Genomic DNA, 16263 nt, shown 5'->3' with positions numbered 1-16263 from the left:
ACCTGATCTTCGCCCCCCTGCTCCACCCACCGCCGCACCGCCCACATGACCGAGCCCGCCCGAGTCGCCCCGGCCGAGGGGATCGCCCCCGCGGCCGTCGAGGCGTGGGCACTGCCGGAGCTGTTCCGGCAGGTCTTCGTCGGCTCCACGGCGGGCATCGCGATCTTCGACGGCCGCGGCGCGCTGGTGGGTGCCAACCCGGCGCTGGAGGCCATGCTGTCCCCTGCCGACCTGGCGGGCCTGGTCGGCGCCGCGCCGCCCGACGCGGACGGGGTCCGGGTGCAGCGGCAGTTCACCGACGCGGCCGGCGATCCGATGTGGACGACCGTGGCGCTGTCGGTGGTGCGCGCCCCCGACGGCGGGCCGCGCTGGCACGTCGCCGTGGTCGAGGACACCACCGAGCAGCGGGTGCTGAGCGACTACCTGCGCCACCAGGCCCTGCACGACGTGCTGACCGGGCTGCCGAACCGGCAGAGCTTCCTGCCCCGGCTGGAGGAGGCGCTGGGCCGGCCCGGCTCGATCACGTTGTGCTACCTGGACGTGGACAGCGTCGCCATCGTCAACGACGGCCTCGGCTACGAGGCGGGCGACGAGCTGCTGAAGGTCGTGGCGAGGCGGCTGACCGAGGTGGTGGCCGGTGAGAACGCCACGGTCGCGCGCATCGGCGGTGACGAGTTCGTCGTGCTGATCGAGGACTCGCCCACCACGCCCGGGATCTCCGCGCTGGCCGAGGCGATCGAGGCCGCGCTGGTCGAGCCGGTGCACCTGGCCGGGCACGGCGTCGGCGTGTCCGCGGGCATGGGTTTCGTGCGCACGTCGGCCCGCGGTTCGGACGCGATGGCGCTGCTGCGCCAGGCGCACAGCACGCTGCGCCGCGCGGAGACCGGCGGCAAGGGCCAGTGGGGCATCTACGACGCCGGGCAGGACGCCCGCGACCGGGCCCGGCTCTCGTTGATCGCGACCATGCCGGGCGCGTTGCAGAACGGCGAGATCGCGCTGGACTACCTGCCGGTGGAGCGGCACGGCGAACGGGTCGCGTTCGCGGCCCGGCTGCGGTGGCACGAGGCGGAGTACGGCCCGGTGTCGCACCACGAGTGCCTGCGCTTCGCCGACGAGCTCGGCATCGGCGGCCGGCTGGCCGAGTGGGTGCTGGAGGAGGCGTGCGGCTTCGCCGCGTCCGAGGACGTGCCGGTGCTCGCGCACCTGTCACCGGACCAGTCGCGCGACCCGGACCTGACCGCGCCGGTCGCGGAGGCGATCCGCGCCGGCGGCGTCGCGCCGGAGCGGTTGTGGCTGAGCCTGTCCGCGCGCGCCCTCGCCGAGGACCCGGACGCCGTCGAGGACAACCTGCTCGCGTTGGCGGGCATGGGAGTGCGGCTGCTGCTGCACGACTTCACGTTCGCGCTGCCCGAGCTGTCCGCCGTGCAGCGGCACGGGCTGCACGGCGTGGAACCGGACGTGCCGCCGGAGGAGGCGCTGGCGCACAAGGCGCTGGCCGCCGTGCTGCCGCTCGTGCGGGCGGCCGGCGCGCTGGTCGTCAGCGACGGCCGGCTGCCGGAGGCGGACCTGGTCGTGCGATCGTGATGATCTCGCGGCTCCCGCCGGTCGACGGGCTCCGGTCCCAGGAGCCGTAGCGCTCGGCCACCTCGAACCCGGTCTCCCGCAGCACCGCGTCGACCTCGCCCGCGGTCATGAACCGCAGCCCGCCCCGGTCCACGCGCGGTTCCGGCCAGTCGGGGCTGCTGAACGTCTCGGTCAGCCACACCACGCCGTCCACCACGCTCTCCACGCGGTGCTCGACGCGCACCCGCTCGCCGCCGGCGCCGACGATGTCCGTGCCGTTCTCGGGAGTCCACCGCTCCCAGGCCCGCGCGCCGGGGTCGCGGGTCTCGAAGGCGAACCGGCCGTCCGGCCTGAGCGCCTGGTGGACGGCGGTGAGCTGCGCGCGCACCTCGTCGTCGGTGAGGAAGACCTGGAACACGTGACCGGTCATCACGACCAGGTCGAACTCGCCGTCGAACGACACCGTGCCCAGGTCGCCGCGCACCCAGTCGACGTCGGCGGCGTCCCGCGCCTGCCGCAGCATGCCCTCGGCCGGGTCGAGCCCGACCAGCCGGCCGCGGTGCCCGGCGGCGCGCGCCCCCTTGAGCAGCATGCCCGTGCCGCAGCCCACGTCCAGCACGGAGTCCGCGGCCAGCACCAGGTCCAGGTAGAAGCGGCTGTCGTCGCCCCACCGGTTGATCACGTCGTAGTAAGCGGCCAGGTCCGGGTCCTCGAAGGCGTCCGCCACCCGGCCGAGTGTGCCCCGCACGGCAACGGGCCGCGACCGGTTTTCCGGTCGCGGCCCGCCGCGCGGTGGATCAGGCGAACGTCGGCTGCCGCATGGCGTGCTGCACCAACGTGATCAGCGTCTGCTTGGTCGACTGCCGGTTGCGCGCGTCGCAGGGCACGATCGGCACCGACTGGTCGATCGTCAGCGCCTCCCGGATGTCCTCGATGCGGTGGTGCAGCAGGCCGTCGAAGCAGTTCACGCCCACCACGTACGGCAGCTCGCGGTCCTCGAAGAAGTCGATCGAGGCGAACGCGTCCGACAGCCTGCGGGTGTCGACCAGCACGACGGCGCCGATCGCGCCGCGCACCAGGTCGTCCCACATGAACCAGAACCGGTGCTGGCCCGGGGTGCCGAACAGGTAGAGGATCAGGTCGCTGTCCAGCGACACCCGGCCGAAGTCCATGGCCACCGTGGTGGTCATCTTGTTGGGCGTCGCCGACAGGTCGTCCACGCCGACGCTGGCCTCGGTCATCACCGCTTCGGTCGTCAGCGGCACGATTTCCGACACCGACCCGACGAAGGTCGTCTTGCCGACACCGAACCCGCCGGCCACCACGATCTTCGTCGACGTGACGGTCAGGCTCGCCGCGGGTGACCCCGGCCGTCCGGGAGCGCCACCGCTCATGTTGCTCTGCTTTCCCTAGTAGTAGGACCTCGCCGGGTGGTGGGACCTCAGCCGCGCATGGCGACGTGCAGCTGCGAGCGGATCTCCGGGGTGAGCTGGACGCCGACCCGCTCGACCAGCCGCGTCATGGCGTAGCCGATCAGGCCGATGTCGCAGTTGGGTGCGGCCAGCACGGCCAGGCACGAGCCGTCGCTGATCGACATCAGGAACAGGTAGCCCCGCTCCATCTCCACCACGGTCTGCTTGACGTCGCCCGCCTCGAAGCAGCGCGCCGCGCCGAGGTTGAGGCTGACCAGGCCCGACGCGACCGCCGCGAGCTGCTCGGCGCGGTCGATCGGCAACCGCTCCGAGGACGCGAGCAACAGGCCGTCCGCGGAGACCACGATCGCGTGCGCGACGCCCGCGACCCGGGCGACGAAGTCATCGACCAGCCAACTGAAGTTGTCGAGTTCCTCGGTTGCGGTGGTCACTTCTGCTCCTTGGTCTGATTACCGGTGTTGTCCTCGTTGCCGAACGACGGGCCTTCCCAGGGCAGGCCGGTGTCCTCACCCGCCTGGCGGCCGAGCTGCACACCACGCTGGTAGGTGGCGAAGCGCTGGCGCAACCGGTCGGCGGACCGGCGCGGCGGCGCGGCGGTCGCCACGCCCGCCGACGTGGCGCCGTTGGCGGGCTGCGCCGCCGGGGCGGCACCGGCGCGCGGCGCGGGCGCGGAGAGCGACCCGGGCATCAGGCGCGCCTTGGGCACCCGCTTGGGCAGGCCCGCGGTGGTCGTGTCGTCCACGGGCGCCTTGAGCGCGCTGGACGCCGCCGTCCAGCTGTCGTCCGCCGCCGCGCCCCAGCCGGGCGCCGACGACGCGCCGGACGAGGGGATCGCCGACGGCGCGGGCTCGCGCTTGGGCAGACCGGCCGGGGTGGAACCGCGCGGCGCGGGCGGCGTCGGCTTGGCGATCGGCGCGGGCGACGTGATCAGGTCCGACCGGTCGGTGTACGCGGTCTGCTCCGACGCGGTGCCCTCGTGGCCGCCGCCGTCCATGCCCATCAGCTCGGCGCGGTCGGCGAACATCGTCCTCTCGGACGCGGTCTCCGGCGGCGCGGCGGCCGGCTGCTGCTGCTGCTGCTCGCCCAGCTCGCCCCGCACGGCGCCGCCCTCGGACTCGCCGCCCTGGAACCAGCGCGACAGCACGTCCTCGTAGATCGGCAGCCGCTGGGTGGAGGCGTCGTCCTCCTCCTCGACCACGGCGGGCGCGGGCGGGGCCGGCGCGGCGGCGGACGGCGGGTAGGAGTAGTCCGGCACCTCGTCGCCGGGCGGCGGCACGGTCTCGGTCACGGTGGCGGTGAACAGGTCGTCCACCGGGGTCTGCTCGACCTGGAAGAACCCGCCGGGCTCCGCCTCGTGCGTGTGCACGACCTGCGGGCCCGTCGTCGCGGGCAGGTCCAGCGGGGCGTAGCCGCCGGGCGCGATCTCCGGCGTCCACTTGGGCACGCCGGCCAGCACGCCGACGCCGCTGTCCTCCAGCTGCGGCACGGCCTGGCGCTGCGGCAGCGCCGCGGGCGCCGGCCGGGGCGCGACCGGCTCGGGGCCGCGGTGCAGCAGGTCGACCGGGAGCACGACCTGGGCCGTGACGCCACCCTCTATGTCGTCGTTGTTGCTCAACGTGACCCGGATGTTGTGCCGCTTGGCGAGCTGGCCGACCACGTACAGACCCATCTCGCGGGCCACCGACACGTCGACCTCGGGCGGGTCGGCGAGCTTGGTGTTGGCCTCGATGACGTCCTGCTCCTGCATGCCGACACCGCGGTCGTGGATGCGGATGGACACCTCGCCGCGCCGGGTCTCGATCGCCCGCACGGTCACCTTGGTGGTGGGCTTGGAGAACGCGGTCGCGTTGTCCAGCAGCTCGGCGATGAGGTGCGCGAGGTCGTTGACCACGCGGCCCTGGACCTTGAGCTCCGGCGCGGGCGCGATCTGGATCCGGGCGTACTTCTCGACCTCGGACACCGCGGCGCCGAGCACCTCGGAGATCGGCACCGGCCGGGTGACGCGGCGGTTGACCGTGGTGCCGGAGAGCACCAGCAGGTTCTCGCTGTTGCGGCGCATCTGGGTGGCCAGGTGGTCCAGCTCGAACAGGCTGGCCAGCTGGTCGGGGTCCTGCTCGTCCTGCTCCAGCCGGTCGATGACGGTGATCTGCCGCTCGACCAGCGCCTGCGAGCGCCGGGACAGGTTGATGAACATGTCGTTGACGTTCGCGCGCAGCGCCACCTGCTCGACCGCGAGGCGGACGGCTTCGCGCTGCACGGCGTCGAACGCCCGCGCCACCTGGCCGACCTCCTCGGTCGTGTTGATCGGCACCGGCACGAGCGCCTCTTCCGCGGCGCGGGCCGGGTCGCGGTGCGTCCGGATCCGCTTGATCGCGTCCGGGAGGCGGTTGCGGGCCACGTCCAGGGCGGTGCGGCGCAGCACGCGCAGCGGCGTCAGCATCGAGCGGGCGACGAACGCCATGAGGGCGAACGCGATCACCAGCGCCGCCGCGACCAGCGCCGCGTCACGCCACGCGGACGCGCGGGCCGCCTCGGTCAGCTCGATCGACGCCTTGTCCGCCTGCCGCTCGATGTCCTGCGACACCTCGCGCAGCAGCGCCGCGGTCTGCTCGCCGACGGCCATCACGTCGCCGTCCGAAATGGACACCTCGTTGGTGTCGTTCTGCTGCACCAGCGCGAGCTGCACCAGGCTGTTGCGGGCGTCCACCGGCGTGCCGGACACGGTGTCCGACAGCAGCTGGCGGTTCTCCTGGCTCGCGGTGTTGGCGAAGTCGGTGAGCGCGGCGTCCAGCCGGGACTGCGCCGCGCGCAGCGCGTTGGCCTGGCCGGGCGCGAACTCGCCGCGCTTGGCCGCGGACAGCAGGATCGAGTTCTGCTGGGACAGCTGCTCCTTCGCCGAGTACAGCGCGAGGTTGGCGCCCGCCAGCGGCGTGATCGTCTCGTTGCTCAGGCTGCTCGCGGTGGCGCGGTGCACCTGCGCCAGCGCGGCCAGCACCTGGCCGTAGGCGCTGTGCACCGAGATGTCCGGGTACTTGGTGGTGGTCACCGTGTTCCGCAGCGCGTTGAGGCCGTCCAGCGACTGCAACGACTTCTGGAACGACTCGCGCACCGCGTCGTCGACGCCGGTCGTGGCGGCCGCGACGTCGCGCAGCCTGCCGACCTCGGCGTCGACCTTGCTGGACCGCGTCTGCAGCTCGCCCGCGTTGTCCCGCCGACCGCCCGCGACGAACAAGACCGCGGCGTCGCGCTCCAGTTGCAGGGCGTCGGACACCGCCGCCACCTGGGCGGACAGCTGGAGCTCCCGCTGGACCTGGCCGAACAGCTCCACGTCGTCCAGCTGGGTGTTCAACCTCAGCCCGGCGAGGGTCAGCGTGCTCAGCGCGGGCACCAGGAGCACCACGGCCAGCTTGCTGCGCAGGCGCCAGTTCCGCAGTCGCCACCGGGACACGCCCCGGTCGGCGGGCACGGCGCCTGTGCTCGGTCCCGAGTCGGGCGGACCGCTGCCAGCGGCGCCCGCGTCGAGTTGAATCCGCTCCGGATCTCTCCCGGAGGCGTGGTCGTCGTGACCGCGCACCGTCAGCACACTCCCCAGCCCGGTGAAACGACACATCCCTACAAACCCGGTGGATCTTGGTGGAAAAATCCGCCGAGTCATACCGCCGTTCGGACGAGGTGACCGGTAGTTTGCGAATCAACCATTGTCGCGCGAGCCACACCTGGACGCGCTAAACGATCGCTAACCGGCGGTCATGGTTATTTCACACCCTCGACCCGAACGGGAAACACCCGAGGGGGAGCCCGGCCCCGACGACGGGCTCCCCCACCGGATCAGCTACCCGACGCGGCGACCAACATCGGCTTGACGTCGAAGTCCTTCTCGAGCAAGCCGTAGGTTCGCATCAAGCCCGCCACGCGCTGCAGGCGGGTGGCGTCGAGCGTGGTCGGGAACTCGCCGAAGTGCACGAGGCTGGCGGTTTCCTTGTCGATCTTCGCGTACTCGACGAGCAGCGGCTCGACCGTGGGGCGGTCCGCCGCGTCGCGCTGGCCCTTAGCCATCGCGCGCTGGAACGCGGCGACGGTGTTCGGGTTCTCCTTCAGGAACTTGCCGGTCGTGGCGTAACCCGCGATCGGGATGTCCGCGGTGGGGCCGGACGCCGCGTCGAGCAGGGTGATCTGGCCGCTCTGGCGCTGCGCCTTGCTGATGAACGGCTCCACCATGAACGCCGCGTCGACCGAGCCGTTCTGCACCGCCGCTTCCATGTCCGGGAAGGGCAGCTCCTTGAAGGTCACCTTGGCGGGGTCCACGTCGTTGGCTTCCAGCGTGGCCTTCGCGGTGAGCTCGGCGATGTTCTTGAACGTGTTGATCGCGATGGTCTTGCCCTCGAGGTCCTTCGGGGACTTGATCGGCGAGTCCGACTTGCCGAGGATCAGGAACATCTCCGGCTTGGCCTGGTAGCCGTCGCTGACCAGCTTCAGGCCGTCGACGCTCTTCGCGGCTTCCTTCGCCTCGGCGCCGAAGAACGACACCCAGTTGCCGAAGGTGAAGTCCAGGCTGCCGTTGATCAGGCCCGGGATGGCCATGGCGCCACCCTGGATGATCTCGATCTTGAGGTCGAGACCCTCGTCCTTGAAGTAACCCTTCTGCTGCGCGACGTGGACCGACGCGACGTCGAGGATGTTCAGCAGGCCGACGGTGATCGTGGCCTTCTCGACCTTGCCCGGCGTCGCGGCGGTGTCGGTGGGCTTCTCCTCGGAGCCACCGAGCAGACCGCAGCCGGAGACGACGGCGAGCATCGCGACCGCGGAGACAACGCCGAAGATCCTTCGTGCCGAGAGGCCGACTCTTCGAGACATGGGGGGCATCTCCTGTTGGAGTGACGACTTTGCGGGGGCAGGATGCACGGGCGACAGAGGCACTGCGGAACCACTCAAAGTGACACGAGCGGTTCGGCAAGACCCCAGTCGACCGACACTCGAAGGCTGATCCACTACCTTCGGTGAGCATCTTTGCACAGGCTGTCCAGAGGTTGGGGTATGCGGTGAGCGATCTTGACGCGGAATGGGCCGTACAGAGCAACCGGCGCCCGGTGGGCATCGTCGGAGCGGGCCCCGCGGGATTGACCTTGGGGAACCTGCTCCGCGAGGCCGGAATCCCCTGCGTGGTGCTGGAAAAAGGCACCCGCGAGTACATCGAGACCCGGCCGCGCGCCGGGGTGTTGGAGCACCGCGCGGTGCAAATGTTGACAGAGCACGGTCTCGCGGACCGGTTGCTCCAAGAGGCGGACAGGCATGGCGCGTGCGAATTCCGGGTGAACGGCGAGGCGTACGAGGTGGACTACGCCACCCTGTACGACGGCCAGACCCACTACATCTACCCGCAGCAGGAGGTCGTCCAGGACCTCGTGCGGCACTACGTCGACGAACGGGGAGGCGATGTCCGGTGGGCCGTCACGGACGTCCAGGTGCACGACATAGAGACCGCTGAACCGGCCCTGACCTGGACGAACGCCGACGGGACGCGCGAGCGGCTGGACTGCTCGTTCATCGCCGGCGCGGACGGGTTCCACGGCGTGACGCGGCGCAGCATCCCGCCGGGCGCGGTGCAGGAGTTCAGCCACCAGCACGGCATCGAGTGGCTGAGCGTCCTGGCCGAGGCCCCGCCGTCCACCCACAAGGTGATTTACGCGCTGCACCCGGACGGATTCGCGGGTCATATGCTCCGCAGTTCCACGGTCTCGCGCTACTACCTCCAGGTCCCGGTGGACGACACGGTGGACAACTGGCCCGACGAGAGGGTGTGGTCGGAGCTGCACAAGCGGCTGGCGCTGCGGGACTCCGACTGGAAGCTGACCGAAGGGCGCATCGTCGAGAAGCGCATCCTGGACATGCGCAGCCACGTGGTCGAACCAATGAACCACGGCAACCTGTACCTGCTCGGCGACGCCGCCCACATCATCACCCCGGTGGGGGCGAAGGGAATGAACCTCGCGTTGCACGACGCCGAGGTGCTCGCCGACGCCCTGACCCGCTACCACCGAACGGGTGATGAGACGGGCCTGCGGAGCTACTCCGAGGTGTGCCTGCGACGCGTGTGGCGTGCGCAGGAGTTCTCGCAGTGGATGGTGTTCATGATCCACCGTTCGCCGGAGCCGTTCCTGAGCCGTTTGGGTCAAGCCAGGCTCGAACACCTCATCGCCTCCGGCTCGTCCGCGGGCTATTTCGCCCAAAACTACGTGGGGCCCTGAGCAGAACACCTCACGATTAGCGGGGGCGGTTTCCCCGGGAACTCCCCGCGATAAGGCCGGTTTACCGACGCCTTGTTCTCCGCCCGGGCCCGTCGATGTGCCCGACCCGGAGAACAAGGCGATGGCCGGACCGGATTCCGCGACCATTCGAAATCCGGCCGCGCCCGGCGACACACCGGCATTGTCGGATGCATCAGCCTCCGATTCCATCCGGCGGACGGCCCGACGCGCCCGTCGATATCCTCGCGGCGCCCACCGGAGCCATAGGCAGAACCGATGGAATGTCCGCACAAAGCGGGTCGGAAAGGCGCTGGCGGGCACGGCGCGTAATCGAACGGCGACGGCGCGGTGATCATGGTGATGGCCCGTCCCGCGGCGGGAAAGATGTCCAATCGTTGTGAACGACCGCCGTCGAAACCCACGCCCATAACCGCGCCGGATACCTCCGCGCACGACAACGGGCGACCCCCGGCGCCGCCCCTGAGAGGGCCGACAAGCCGCGGATCGCCCGTCCGGCGTTCCTAGTCCCGGAATGCGCCCGTCACGTCGTGGCGCGCTCCTCGGCCTCGGCGCGCGAAGCCTCCGCCCGCTCCGCCTCGGCCCACTTCGCCGCCTGCTGCTCGTTCGCCTTGCGCCGGGCCCGGACCTCCTCGGAGGTCTTGCCGACGTTGAGCAGCCGCGCCACCTCGGCCCGCAGCGCGACGAACTCCTCGGACTCGCGGGTGGTGATCTGGTCGCGCTGGGCGGGCAGGTCGACCTTCAGGTCGGCCACCACGGACGCGGGCGACGTGGAGAGCACCAGGATGCGGTCGCCCAGGTAGACGCTCTCGTCGATGTCGTGCGTCACCACCAGCACGGTGGTGTCCTGCTCGGTGCGGACCTTCAGCAGCAGGTCCTCCAGCTCGAACCGGGTCTGCGCGTCCACCGAGGCGAACGGCTCGTCCATCAGCAGCAGCGCGGGCCGGTAGGCCAGCGCCCTGGCGATGGCGACGCGCTGCTGCATGCCGCCGGACAGCTGCCACGGGTACTTGCGGCCGGCCGCCGACAGGCCGACCCACTCCAGCGCCTCGGCCGCGCGGGCGCGGCGCTCGGCGCGACCGAGGGTGCGGCGCAGCGGGAACTCGACGTTCTTCTGCACCGTCAACCACGGGAACAGCGAGCGGCTGTAGTCCTGGAACACCACGGCGAGGTCGTCGGGCACGCCGCGGACCTCGTCGCCGTGCAGGCTGATCTCGCCGCGGGTGGGGCGGATCAGCCCGGAGATGGTGCGCAGCAGCGTGGACTTGCCGCAGCCGGACGGGCCGACGACGCAGACCAGCTCTCCGGTGCCGACGGTGAACGAGAGGTCGGCGATCGCGGTGTGCGCGCCGTCCTTCGCCTGGTAGGTGTGGCCGAGGTCGGCCACTTCGAGCATCGCGGTCATACTGCTTTTTCCTCCACCGTCGCGGGGGTGCGCTCCTGCTTCGGTTGCCACGCAAGGGCCTTGCGCTCGAAGAAGAGGAGCACGGTGTTGAGGGCATAGCCGAGGACACCCAGCAGGATGATCCCGGCCCACATGTCGGGGAAGTCGAACTCCCGCTGTGCGACGAGGAGTTGCGACCCGATCCCGTTGTCGGTTCCGACGAGTTCGGACACGACCATGAGCACCAGCGACAGCGACAGGGAGACCCGCAGCCCGGCGAAGATCTTCGGCGCCGCGGAGGGCAGGACGACACCGAGGATCCACTGTGGCTTCGGGATGCGGAACACCGCCGAGGTCTCGAACTTCGTGGCGTCGACGGAGCGGGCGCCGTCGATGCTGTTGAGCAGGATGGGCCACAGCACGCCGAAGATGATCGTGGCGAGCTGCATGGTGGTGCCGACGCTGAACACGAGCAGGAACACCGGCACCAGCAGGGGCGGCGGGATCGAGCGCATGAACGTCAGCAGCGGCCCGACGTACTCCGCGGCCTTGTCCGAGCGGCCCAGCGCCACGCCGAGCGAGATGCCGACGACGGCCGCGACGCCCCAGCCGACGAGCAGCCGGCCGATGCTCGGGAACACGTGGTCGAACACCGTGTCGGTGAGGAACAGGTCACCGGCCGGACCGGAGAACCACAGGTCGTGCGCGGCCACGGCGATCATGGTGGGGCGGGGGAAGAAGGTGTCGTCGGCGTACCAGGTGAGCAGTTCCCAGACCACGACGAGGCCCGCGAACACCGCCCACCGCTGAAGGAATCGACTCACGACCGACCTCCGGTGACCGCGCTCCAGCCGACCCAGCGGCGCTGCGCGCGTTCCAGCCCCTCGTTGAGCAGGTAGCCGATGACGCCCGCGACCACCGTGCCGGCCAGGACGATGTCCATCCGGCCCGCGCCGCTGCGCGCGATCGCGATGTACTGCCCGATGCCGCCGGAGCCGCCTTCCAGCAGCTCCACGCTGACGATCACGACCAGGCTCGTCGTGGCGGCGAGCCGGATGCCGGTCAGCACGAACGGCAACGCGCTGGGCAGGGCGACCGACGCCAGCACGCGCACCCGGCCGGAGCCGAACGCGCGCGCGGTCTCGACCAGCAGGGGGTCGAGCTCGTCGAGCGCGTAGATGGTGTTGAACAGGATGGGCCAGATCGCCGCGTACACCGCGAGGGTGATCTTGGTTTCCGGCCCGATGCCGAGCAGCAGCACCGCGAGCGGGATCAGCGCCACCGACGGGATGGGGCGCAGGAACTCGACGACGGCGCGGGTGGCGTGCCGGACGGACGCCACGCTGCCCAGGACGAGGCCGAGCGGGACGGCGATCCCGACCGACAGCGCCACGGCGATGAGCACGGCGAGGACGGTCGCGATGACGTCCCGCAGGAAAGCCTCATCCCCCAACAACTTCACGAGTTCCACCGCTACGACGGACGGCGGTGGCAAGTACTCCGAGGGAACCAGCCGGGACCGGCCGAACAGCTCCCAGATGACGAGGAACCCGGCCACACCGAGCAGTCCTCGGGTGAGCGCACGCACGCGCAAACGCCTCTTCCCAGTTGATCAACCCCAACTAACCCGGCTCAATCTAGAGAGTGAAGTGCCCCGCCACAATGAGTGGCGGTAAAACTTCATGATGTGATCTTGCAAATTGCTGTCAGCGGACGCTGAAGCACCGCCCGGACGGCGGCTCCGCCCCGAGCGCACGGCAGTGTCCTGCCCCGGCCCTCACCGCACGGCGCGTCGGCCTGCGAGCCGGCGCCCGTCGCACGGCGGATCGGCTGGGGCACTAGTGCCAGTCGCACGGCGGGTCGTGGGGCAGGTCCGGGAAGTAGCCCGCCCACTGCTGCGCGGTGATGCCGGGGTGGACGGTGGCGCAGATCCGGCCCATCACGGCGCCCAGGTCGGTCTCCCAGAACCGCAGCACCGCGTCGCCCGCGCTGACGAGCGTGTGCCCGTCGGCCGCGAACGCCGCCGAGTTCGTCCCCGACGAGTGGCCCGCGAACACCGCCACCTGCCGCACGGGCCCGCCGCCCGCCACGTCGTACAGCCGCAGCGTCCCGTCCGCCCCGGCGACCACGACCAGGTCGCCCGCCGCCGCGACCGCCCGCACCGCCGACCCCAGCGGCTCGGCGGAGGCGAACCGCACCTCCGGGCCGACCCGGGAGTCGCCCTGCCGGTCGGGTTGCCGCCACAGCACGGCCCGGCCGTCGGGCTCCACCGTCACCATCCCGCCGGGCACCGGCGCCACCGCGGTGGCGTACCGGACGTCGAGCACGTCGCGCCGCCACCGCATCGGCCACATCGGCACGGTGGTGTCCCACTCCTCGATCGACCCGCCGAGCTTGGCGACCACCAACCGGTCGCCCGCCGCGTCGAACGCCAGCGCGACGGTCGGCGCGTCGGGCTGGTGCTTGTCGCGCATCTCGGCGATCCGGGACAGGGTCGCCACGTTCCACAGGCGCGTCACCCCGTCGTCGAGCGCACCGGTGGCGAAGTGCGTGCCCTTCGGGCTGAACGCCACCGACATCGCCCGACCCGCCTCGCCGACCAGGTCGGGCGCGGCCGGGTTGGTGGTGCGCCACACCCGCACCGCACCGTCGTCGGCGACGGTCACCAGGTGCTCGCCGTCCGGGCTGAGCGCCGCCGCCCGCACCCGGCCCGGGTGCGCGGTCAGCGGCCACGCGGTGCGCGGGCCGCGCGGCTCGGAGATGTCCACGAGCCGCAGCACGCCTTCGACGTCGACGGTGGCGGCGAGCCCGCGGTCCGCGGCGACCGTGACCGACCGCAGCGTCACGGGGTGCGCGACCGGCAGGCCGGTGAGGTCGGTGAGCCGGGCCGACCGGTCGCTGCCCGCGGTGACCAGGGCCAGTCCCCCGGCGGCGAAGCCCACCGCGGTGACCGGGCCGAGGTGCCCGTCGAGCGCCGCGGCCTCCACCGGCGACCGCCGGTCGGTGACGTCCCACAGCCGGGCCGAGCGGTCGTCCCCCGCCGTGGCCAGCACCCGTCCGTCCTGGTTGAACGCCAGCGCTCGCACATCACCGCCGTGCCGGAGGACGGCGGTCTGCCGGGCGGGACCGGAGACGTCACCGACCTCCCACAGCCGCACCACCCGGTCCTCCCCCGCCGTGGCGACCACCCGGCCGCCGTCGCCCACCGCCAGCGCGGTCACCGCGCCGACCCCGCTCACCAGGACGCCGTACGCGCCGCCGGCCAGGTCGACCGCGAGCACCCGGTCACCGGACACGACCGCGACCACGTGCCCGGACAGGAACGCCACCGTCGACCCGACCGGCAGCGGCAACGCCACCGGCCCGCCCCCGGCCAGGTCCCAGGCGTGCGGCGGCCCGCCGGAGAACCCCGCGACCAGGTACCGGGCATCCGACGAGAACGACAGGGCCGACACCGGCTCGATCGCCACGTCACCGAACCGGTGCGCGATCACCGGGTGGCGCGGGTCCGCCACCCGCCACACCACGACCTCGTCGGTGGACGCGCCGGCGAGCCACGTGCCGTCGTCGCTGAACGCCAGCACCCACGGGTCGACCAACCCGGTCAGCGGGCCGAGGTGCTCCGGGCGGTGCGGGTCGGCGATGTCCACCAGCCGCACGTCCGTGACGCTGGTGTCGTCGGCGACGGCGAGCAGCCCGGCGGTCGGGCTGACCGCCATCCTGCGCACCGCGCCGATCCGGGTCGCGTAGGGCTCGGCGAACGCGCCGTACAGCGCGTCCCGCGTCTCGGGCAGCGGCGCGAGCCGGTGCGCGGCCAGGGTGAGCTGCAACGACAGCGCCGGGTCGGTGTCGCGCAGCGCGGCGGCCTGGGTGATCACCTTGTGCGCCAGGGCGATGTTGCGCTGCTCGGTCGCGGACCGCTCGGCCCGGAACGCGTGCACGATCGCGCCACCCGCCAACAGCAGCAGCACCGCCATCACCGACACGAGCTGCCGCAGCCTGCGGGTCCGCCGCTGCTCGATGGCGCGCACCGCGTCGTCCGCGGCGATGCTGGCCTCCAGGAACCGGATCTCACCCGGCGTGAGCCGGGGCCCGCGCGTGCCGTCCACCCACTCGCGCACCAGCGCCAGCCGCGTGCCCCGGTACAGCGCGCCCGGGTCCCGCTCCAGCGACTCCCACGTGTGCGCGGCCTCGGTCAGCATCCGCTGCACCCGCAGGCCCGCCCGGTCCTCGGCGATCCAGTCGCGCAGCCGCGGCCAGTTCCGGATCAACGCCTCGTGCGCCAGCTCCACGGAGTCCCGGTCCAGCACCACCAGCCGCGCCTGCGCCAACGCGGCCAGCACCTCACGGCCGTCGTTCTCGGCGTGGTGGTCCACCTCGGCGCGCGCGACCCGCCGCTTGGTGTCCTCGGTGCCCTCCCCGACCGCGATCAACCGCAGGAACACCTGCTTGGCCACCTGCCGCCCGGCCGGGCTCATCGCGGTGTAGACCTGCTCGGCGCTGCGCGCGATCGAGTGCTCGACCCCGCCGACCTCCTCGTAGCCCGCCAGCGTCAACGCGACACCGCGCCGCCTGCGCCACGTCTCCAGCAGCGCGTGCGACACCAGCGGCAGCACCCCCGGCTGGCCCGCCGCGTCCGCGACCAGGCGGGTGACCAGCGCCGTCTCCACCTTGCAGCCGACCGCGACGGCGGGCGACACGATCGCCTCGCGCAGCTCGTCCGCCGTCATCGGCCCGACCAGCACGTGCCCGCCGCGCAGGGCGTCCACCAGCTCCGGGTACTGCCCGCAGTGGCCGAGGAAGTCGGCGCGCACGCCCAGCACGACCCGCGTGCGGCTGGTCGGCGCGGTGGCGGCGGTGGTCAGCGCGGCGATGAACGCGGCCCGCTCGGCGGGCTCCCGGCACAGCGTGAAGACCTCTTCGAACTGGTCGACCACGATCAGCAGGTCCTCGTCGCCCTCGACGAGCGCCTGCCGCACCCGCAGGTGCAGGTTCTCCGGGTGGGCGGTGAACTCGGCGGCCAGCGCGGCGGCGTCCCGGCCGGTGCACGCCGCGGCCCGCACCGCCAGCTCCTCCACCGGTCGCGCGCCGGGCGTGAGCACCACCGAGGGCCGGCCCCACGTCGCCACCAGACCCGCGCGCAGCACCGACGACTTGCCCGAGCCGGACGCGCCGAACACCCCCGCGAACCGGCGTCGCCCGAGCAGCTCCACCAGCTCCCGCACCACCCGGTCGCGGCCGTAGAACCGGTCCGCGTCCCGCACCTGGAACGCCGCCAACCCCGTGTACGGGGAATCGGTGCCCTTCGGCGGGGTGCGCGGGTTCGCGTCGGCGGCCCGGTCGGCCAGCTCGCGCCAGCGCGCCTCCCACGCCGCCACGTCACCGCCGCAGGCCCGCACGTACGCGAGCGTGACCGCGAGGCTCGGCAGCCGCCGCCCGTTCGCCGCCTCCGACAGCGCCGCCGCCGAGTAGTGCGCCTCGTGGGCCAGCCGCCGGTAGGTGGGGCTGCCCGCCCGTTCCCGCAACGCCCTCAGGTCGGCGGCGAACTCCCCCAGGTCACGGCTGTCGGCCCGTAACGGGCCCTCCCGTCTGGCCATGCGTCGCCCTCCCCTTCGACGCT

General features: G+C 72.2%; 11 protein-coding genes. 2 read left to right on the top strand and 9 right to left on the bottom strand.

Features of this window, described 5'->3' with window-relative positions:
* Nucleotides 1-45: 45 nt before the first annotated feature.
* Complete coding sequence (locus ACIQMJ_RS39625) at nt 46-1584, top strand: diguanylate cyclase domain-containing protein (protein WP_499766166.1); 1539 nt, start codon at nt 46-48, stop codon at nt 1582-1584.
* Here ACIQMJ_RS39625 and ACIQMJ_RS39620 read toward each other — a convergent pair.
* The 5 genes from ACIQMJ_RS39620 to ACIQMJ_RS39600 all read right to left on the bottom strand — a co-directional run bounded on the left by ACIQMJ_RS39620 (nt 1538) and on the right by ACIQMJ_RS39600 (nt 7913).
* A complete protein-coding gene (locus tag ACIQMJ_RS39620; RefSeq protein ID WP_499766165.1) occupies nt 1538-2290 on the bottom strand; it encodes a class I SAM-dependent methyltransferase in 753 nt (250 codons plus the stop codon). The genes ACIQMJ_RS39625 and ACIQMJ_RS39620 overlap by 47 nt on opposite strands.
* A gap of 70 nt (nt 2291-2360) precedes the next feature.
* On the bottom strand, nt 2361-2957 hold the full coding sequence (locus ACIQMJ_RS39615) for a GTP-binding protein (protein WP_053721146.1): 597 nt from the start codon (nt 2955-2957) through the stop codon (nt 2361-2363).
* A gap of 47 nt (nt 2958-3004) precedes the next feature.
* Nucleotides 3005-3427: a roadblock/LC7 domain-containing protein gene (locus ACIQMJ_RS39610; protein ID WP_073890506.1), complete on the bottom strand. Its 423-nt coding sequence runs from the start codon at nt 3425-3427 to the stop codon at nt 3005-3007.
* Nucleotides 3424-6462 carry a sensor histidine kinase gene (locus ACIQMJ_RS39605; protein WP_499766164.1) on the bottom strand — a complete coding sequence of 1013 codons (3039 nt, stop codon included), beginning with the start codon at nt 6460-6462 and terminating at the stop codon, nt 3424-3426. Before ACIQMJ_RS39605 ends, ACIQMJ_RS39610 begins: the two co-directional genes overlap by 4 nt.
* Before the next feature lie 362 nt (nt 6463-6824).
* Nucleotides 6825-7913 (bottom strand): ABC transporter substrate-binding protein, encoded by a 1089-nt coding sequence (locus ACIQMJ_RS39600; RefSeq protein WP_499766163.1) that lies wholly within the window; start codon nt 7911-7913, stop codon nt 6825-6827.
* Nucleotides 7914-7993: 80 nt separating this feature from the next.
* Between ACIQMJ_RS39600 and ACIQMJ_RS39595 the strand changes: the two genes are divergently transcribed.
* Nucleotides 7994-9241: a 4-hydroxybenzoate 3-monooxygenase gene (locus tag ACIQMJ_RS39595; RefSeq protein ID WP_499766162.1), complete on the top strand. Its 1248-nt coding sequence runs from the start codon at nt 7994-7996 to the stop codon at nt 9239-9241.
* Nucleotides 9242-9782: 541 nt separating this feature from the next.
* On the opposite strand, the gene ACIQMJ_RS39590 is transcribed toward ACIQMJ_RS39595, so the two are convergent.
* From ACIQMJ_RS39590 to ACIQMJ_RS39575, 4 genes are all read right to left on the bottom strand, one after another.
* A complete protein-coding gene (locus ACIQMJ_RS39590) occupies nt 9783-10664 on the bottom strand; it encodes an ABC transporter ATP-binding protein (protein ID WP_499766161.1) in 882 nt (293 codons plus the stop codon).
* Nucleotides 10661-11467, bottom strand: a complete 807-nt coding sequence (locus ACIQMJ_RS39585) for an ABC transporter permease (protein ID WP_499766160.1) — start codon at nt 11465-11467, stop codon at nt 10661-10663. The genes ACIQMJ_RS39590 and ACIQMJ_RS39585 overlap by 4 nt, the downstream gene beginning before the upstream one ends.
* Entirely contained in the window at nt 11464-12231 is a 768-nt protein-coding gene (locus tag ACIQMJ_RS39580) for an ABC transporter permease (RefSeq protein WP_387499947.1), read from the bottom strand. Before ACIQMJ_RS39580 ends, ACIQMJ_RS39585 begins: the two co-directional genes overlap by 4 nt.
* 250 nt (nt 12232-12481) lie before the next feature.
* Nucleotides 12482-16240 carry an nSTAND1 domain-containing NTPase gene (locus ACIQMJ_RS39575; protein WP_499766159.1) on the bottom strand — a complete coding sequence of 1253 codons (3759 nt, stop codon included), beginning with the start codon at nt 16238-16240 and terminating at the stop codon, nt 12482-12484.
* Nucleotides 16241-16263: the final 23 nt, after the last annotated feature.

It is taken from the genome of Actinosynnema sp. NPDC091369, assembly GCF_044757065.1.
Taxonomy (GTDB): domain Bacteria; phylum Actinomycetota; class Actinomycetes; order Mycobacteriales; family Pseudonocardiaceae; genus Actinosynnema.
Note: the sequence above shows the minus strand (reverse complement) of the source record. Positions and strands in the feature narration are given on the sequence as shown.